The following is a 5,240-nucleotide window of genomic DNA, read 5'->3' on the forward strand; positions in this document are numbered from 1 at the left end:
CAGGCCCGCTTGCACGGCGCCTACGACCTCCAGCGGATCGAGCAGGCGTGGTACCCAGGCCGGATTGGCGCCCGCCGCCGTCAGCAGATCGGCGCACTCGGGCCCGGCCGTTGCGGCCGCCGCCAGCCGCGCCATCGACACGGTGTCGCTCACGGCTCGTCCGGTCAGGCGGAAATTCAGATAATCCTTGGGTTCCAGCACCATCCGCACCCGCGCGGCGTGCTCGGGCTCTGCGTGCAGCAGCCAGGCCACGCGCGCCCACGGATGAAAGGCATTGATCTGCGCATGTTCGGGATGGGAAGACGGCGTGGACGCGAGCCACGCGCCCACATCCGCCGCCGCGCGCGTATCACGCCAGGTGATGGCCGGCCGGATTGCGGCACCGTGCGCGTCGATGAAGACCTGCGTGCGCGTGACGCCGCAGATCGCAATGGCCTCCACCGCGTTAAAAGCAGCATCCGCCTGCGCGGCCAGGGCCTCGGCCAGGGCTTGCAACCCGCCCCACCAGGCATCGGCGTCGATCTCGTCCCAGCCGGGTTGAGCGGCAAGGCCGGTGCGCGCCGGGCTGTCGATGAAACACGAATGCGCGATATCACCGCGCGCGTCCACCAACGCGGCGCGAAAGCGCGTGCCGCCAAGATCCACCGCCAGGACATAGCTCATGCCGGCACCTGCGTCAGGCGGATCTGGCCGCGCCCGGGCTGCATGGCCCGCAGCGGGCGGAGAGTCTGGATATCAAGCATGGGAGGCGAATTCTGCGTGATCGGACAGCCATCGGAACGGGCGTTCCGGCTTAGGGAAATTGTAGTCCAGCCAGGGTTTCTGTGTGGTCCCTGACTACTGCCGATTCCAGGCAGGAACCAACCCTAATTTCGCCCTTGCGGCGGCATGACTGCGGCAGGCCGAGCCGCCGGCGCCTGCCTCGCCCGCTCGATCTGCGGCGAAGTCCACTTGCCTTCCAGCAGCGCCGGCTTAGGCCAGTAGTACCGCAGCGTGACCATGAAGGGCCCGGCCGGCGCGGGCAGCCAGTTGGCTTCCTTGCCCTTGCCCGGCGACTCCGACTGGAGGTAGATCGTGATCCCGCCGTCGCGGTCGCGCTTGAGCGACGGCAGCATGGACGAGTTGATCAGATAACGCTTGAGCGGATTGGGCACCAGCAGCTGTTCGGGCAGGCGGTACATGGTCATGGACCAGAACGCATTGACGGGCGGCAGGCTGCGCGGCGCGAAGCGCAGGGTGTACTTGTTACGGCCGTCCAGCGGCTGGCCGGTGCTGTCGTTCTCCAGCACGGGATAGAGCGCTTCCTCGCGGCTGTTGCCGCCGATACCGACCTGCGTGCCGGTGGCGCGCGCCAGATAGTCGTTCTTCAGCGTGCTGCGATCGCCGAACAGCCCGTCGGTCCTGCCGTTGAGGGCTTCACGGTTCTTGTCGATGTCGTTCTGGCCGTCGTGCATGCCTTCCTGCAGGGCGCGGCGCAATGCGGGGTTCATGCTGGCGAAGTCGAACTGCTGCCCGGGTTCCAGGCCAATGCTGGCAAAGCGTTCGCGCAATGACTGTTCCGAAGGGTGCGCGGGCGCGAACTGCAGCAGGAAGGCAAGCTGGTTGTAGAACTCCAGCGAACTGCGCATCTGCGCGGGCGGCTCGGGCGCGATCCAGTCCACGGCCGGCGCCGGTTCGGGCGCGCGCTGCTTGCGGAAGGCCGACAAGGTCTGGATCTTGTAGCGCGACTGGATGCGCTTGACGTTGGGCAGATCACCGGCGTTGAAGAGCTGGGTGCGCCCGACCAGGTTGACCAGGTCGGTCTCCGACCTGATCACCTTGGTGATGCCGGCCGGCGTCTTGCCCTTCCAGCGCGGGCCGGCGACCAGGAACCGGCCGCCGCCATTGCCCGTGCTGCGGCTGCCGATATAGGCGAAGTTGTAGGTGTACAGATCCATCAGCTGCAGCACGAAGTAGCGGCGCGGCTCCATCGCGGGCACGGTGATGACCACGGGTTCGGCGCGCAGGTCCAGGACCGCGAACGTGTATGGCGTGTCGGCGTTAGGCGTGACGAAGGCGGTGTCTTCGGGTGTGAAGACGCGCGCGACGTTGTTGACGGTGTTGAACGGGCCTTTGTACTGCGGGTTGTTCTTGTCGAGGCTGAAGGCATGCATGGTCTGGTAGCTTGCGACCATGGGCGTGCCATACAGATAGGCCTCGCGGGCGATGCCGCGCGCCTGCTGCGCGGTGACGCCGTCGATGCCTACTGATTGCGAGCCGCTAGTATCGTGGGAGTTGAAGACGCACCCCGCCATCCCGCCCGCAAGCACTGCCGCGATGACCAAGCGCGCCGCCATCATCGCGGGACCGCTGCCGCGGACCTTGGGGAAAAATCCAGTGCTACTCTGGCTATCGCGCATCCGGTGCTCCAACACAACACTGCGTGAGGTTGGCGACGCCCATGCGGCCGGCATCGCATTCAAAGCGTAAATTCCCGGGAATTCTGGCATATTTCCCCGCGATGTAGAAGAAACGGCAAGCCCGAACAGGAACAGCACCAGCCCATGCACACGCCAGATCCGGCCGCGGAATACCCGCAAATGAACATACGCGCGTCCTCTTATTTCGTACTGCAGGCGGCGCACGCGTGCACGCATTGCGGCGAGGAAACGCCTGTGCACGCCTTGGCCGTGCCGCCCGGCCACCAATGCACCGAAGCCGATATCGAGCTGGACGAAGCCGATGCCGACAGCCCCGGGCTGAGCCCCGCGGCTTTCAGTACATGGCTGTTCAACCCGCCGCAATGGCTGGATATCGGCGACCCCGCTCTGATTTCGCAGACCTGGCTGCTATCGCCCACGGTGGCGCAGGCCATGCAGGCGCTGTCTCCCCACTACCGCGAGAACCCCGACAACCAGGGGCAATGGACCAACTTTTGCGCCCACTGCGGCAGGCCGGTATCCGAAGGGGCCCTGTACCCGAAACCGGGCCAGGCCTTTAGTCCCGCGGACGCCGCGGCGGCCGCCCGGATTCACGTGCGCCAGGTAGACGAACCGTTCGAGGCCTATTACGGCATGTGCTGGACAGCCAGCTATCGCAACAAGTGGCCGCTGTTCGCCCGCCTGGGCTACGAATATAGCGAGGCAGGCTGACGACGAGGCCTGCGGACTTTGGCGGTACGCCTTGCGGACCACGAACCGGCGTCTAGGCGGCCTGGGCCTGGGCTTCGAGCCGCTGGACGGGAATCGCCGTGATGGCGCTTTCGCTGGCGGAGGCGTCCGTGGTCAGGTGCTGGATCAGATCGACTGTGGTGGACCGGCGCGTCAGCATCAGGCAGGTGACTTCCTCGTCCGTGACGCGCGTGGCGTGCCAGCAGCCCGGACGCATGCAGACGCCTTGCCCCTGCGGCACGCGGAATGCCATCAGGGTGGCCAGATCGGGGCTGCCGTCAGCCGCGCTGCGCGCCACGACCTGAATGATCTCGCCCGTCAACGGCACGATGGCCTGCTGCGTCAGCAGGTGCTTTTCCAGGCTGGAGATCTCAAAGGACTGGCTGCGGTAGTTGACCCACAGCAGCTCGGCATCGCCACCCGCGCCCGTGTTGAACAGATGCTCCTGCCAGAAGTCGGTGGCCGGGTTGGAGAACAACGGCACGCCATGGCCGTCCGGCATGGGCTTGCCCAGCATCCAGCCGTAGGCCCTGAAAGCGTCCGGTGTCAGATCGTCGATGTCCAGTTGCTTGTCGCTCGTCATGCGGAACCCTGTGTTGGCTTGGTCGTGCCGCCGCGTTTGGGAAACTCGGCGTCATAGTCGAATTCGCCGCGCGCGATGGCCTCGAGGATGGCGGCCCGGCGGTCGGCGGCGCGCTTGAGGTTGGCGGCGGTGGGCTTGGCCCGGATGCGTTCGACGCAATGCCGGCCTTCATGGAAGAAGCCGATCTCGATGGAAGACTCGGACGCGGGCCTGACCCCATCGAATCCCTGGCGCATCGCCCTCTCCTGTTATAGCCGATGAAGATGCACATGATATCGCTTTACACTGGCCCGATACCCCTCACGCCAGGAAGCGCAACATGACTACCAATCTGTCGTCGCACTATCTCCTGCTGGACGCCTCGGGCGCCTGTACCGCCGTCGAAGGCGGCAACGCCTTCTGGTCGCAGCCAGAAGAAGAACTCGAACGATACGGCCGCGGTTGGCTCGTATCCGAATACGCTTTCGAAACGGACTGGCCGCAATGGGAAATGCACCCGCAGGCCGACGAGGTCGTGCGCCTGACCGAAGGCGTGGCGGAACTGCGTCTGGAATGGCCGACAGGCGAGCAGGCCGTGCGGATGCAGGCGGGCGACGCCTATGTGATCCCCAAGGGCATCTGGCACACGCTCAAGGTGGCCGGCCCCTGCCGCATGCTGCACATCACCATGGGCGCGGGCACGCAGCACCGGCCGCTGTAAGCCGCCGCTAGCCGGGCGCGCCAGCGGTGCGGACACGCTGGATCTCGCGGTCGTCTATCGGCCAGTGCAGCGCCGCCGACAGCACCCCCAGCGCCATCGCGCCCAGCCAGATCAGGTCATAGGACCCGGTGGCCTCGAACACCACCCCACCCAGCCACACGCCCAGGAAGGATCCCAACTGGTGGCCGAAGAACACGAAGCCGAACAGGGTCGTGATGTAGCGCACACCGAACACCTGCGATATCAGGCCGTTGGTGAGCGGCACCGTGCCCAGCCAGACGAAGCCCATGACCGCCGCGAACACGTACACGGTCCATGACGACAACGGCAGCAGCACGAATAGCGCAATGGCGGCCGTGCGCAGTAAGTAGATGCCGGCCAGCAGGTACTTGCGGCGGTGGCGTCCGCCCAGGACACCGCACACATAGGTACCCATGACGTTGGTCAGCGCGATGATGGCCAGCGCCGCCACCGCGTCGGAGGCGCGCAGGCCCTTGTCCATCAGGTAGGCGGGCAGGTGCGTGCCGATGAAGGCCAGCTGGAAGCCGCAGGCCAGGAAGCCCAGGTTCAGCAGCCAGAAGCCGGGCTGGGCGAAGGCCTCGCGTATGGCCGCGGACATGGACAGCCCTGCATCCGCCTCGGCCGCGCCCTGCTGTCGCCCGGCGGACTCCCTCAACGGCAGCGCCAGCGGCAGCAGCATGGCCAGCACCAGCGCGAACGACAGCAGGGCCGCGACCCAGCCCCAGCCGCTGATCAGCCATTGCGCGGCCGGCACCATGGTGAACTGGCCCAGGCCGCCCACGGCGCC

General features: G+C 66.4%; 7 protein-coding genes. 2 read left to right on the top strand and 5 right to left on the bottom strand.

Annotated features, from left to right (window positions below; translation table 11 throughout):
- Both VIR09_RS15595 and VIR09_RS15600 read right to left on the bottom strand, forming a co-directional pair.
- Positions 1-663, bottom strand: a 663-nt coding sequence (locus VIR09_RS15595; protein ID WP_332013691.1) for an FGGY family carbohydrate kinase, incomplete at its 3' end; no start/stop codon positions are given.
- Positions 664-866: 203 nt separating this feature from the next.
- Complete coding sequence (locus VIR09_RS15600) at positions 867-2,399, bottom strand: DUF1254 domain-containing protein (RefSeq protein WP_332013692.1); 1,533 nt, start codon at positions 2,397-2,399, stop codon at positions 867-869.
- A gap of 180 nt (positions 2,400-2,579) precedes the next feature.
- Between VIR09_RS15600 and VIR09_RS15605 the strand changes: the two genes are divergently transcribed.
- Positions 2,580-3,131 (top strand): hypothetical protein, encoded by a 552-nt coding sequence (locus tag VIR09_RS15605; protein ID WP_332013693.1) that lies wholly within the window; start codon positions 2,580-2,582, stop codon positions 3,129-3,131.
- 52 nt (positions 3,132-3,183) lie between these two features.
- On the opposite strand, the gene VIR09_RS15610 is transcribed toward VIR09_RS15605, so the two are convergent.
- The gene (locus VIR09_RS15610; RefSeq protein WP_332013694.1) at positions 3,184-3,732 is read right to left on the bottom strand and encodes an ureidoglycolate lyase; all 549 of its coding nucleotides are present in this window, start codon (positions 3,730-3,732) and stop codon (positions 3,184-3,186) included.
- Complete coding sequence (locus tag VIR09_RS15615; RefSeq protein WP_332013695.1) at positions 3,729-3,968, bottom strand: Arm DNA-binding domain-containing protein; 240 nt, start codon at positions 3,966-3,968, stop codon at positions 3,729-3,731. The genes VIR09_RS15610 and VIR09_RS15615 overlap by 4 nt, the downstream gene beginning before the upstream one ends.
- A gap of 83 nt (positions 3,969-4,051) precedes the next feature.
- Here VIR09_RS15615 and VIR09_RS15620 point away from each other — a divergent pair, with 83 nt between their 5' ends.
- The gene (locus VIR09_RS15620) at positions 4,052-4,432 is read left to right on the top strand and encodes a cupin domain-containing protein (protein WP_332013696.1); all 381 of its coding nucleotides are present in this window, start codon (positions 4,052-4,054) and stop codon (positions 4,430-4,432) included.
- A 7-nt stretch (positions 4,433-4,439) separates the two neighbouring features.
- Here VIR09_RS15620 and VIR09_RS15625 read toward each other — a convergent pair.
- On the bottom strand, positions 4,440-5,240 hold an 801-nt coding region (locus VIR09_RS15625), incomplete at its 5' end, for an MFS transporter (RefSeq protein WP_332013697.1).

The organism is Achromobacter sp., from assembly GCF_036567245.1.
Lineage (GTDB): Bacteria > Pseudomonadota > Gammaproteobacteria > Burkholderiales > Burkholderiaceae_B > Achromobacter.

Excerpts from the sequence above, each read along its gene's own strand:
- VIR09_RS15600 (WP_332013692.1), bottom strand. The coding sequence starts at position 2,399 with ATGCGCGATAGCCAGAGTAGCACTGGATTTTTCCCCAAGGTCCGCGGC.
- VIR09_RS15605 (WP_332013693.1), top strand. The coding sequence starts at position 2,580 with ATGAACATACGCGCGTCCTCTTATTTCGTACTGCAGGCGGCGCACGCG.
- VIR09_RS15610 (WP_332013694.1), bottom strand. The coding sequence starts at position 3,732 with ATGACGAGCGACAAGCAACTGGACATCGACGATCTGACACCGGACGCT.
- VIR09_RS15615 (WP_332013695.1), bottom strand. The coding sequence starts at position 3,968 with ATGCGCCAGGGATTCGATGGGGTCAGGCCCGCGTCCGAGTCTTCCATC.
- VIR09_RS15620 (WP_332013696.1), top strand. The coding sequence starts at position 4,052 with ATGACTACCAATCTGTCGTCGCACTATCTCCTGCTGGACGCCTCGGGC.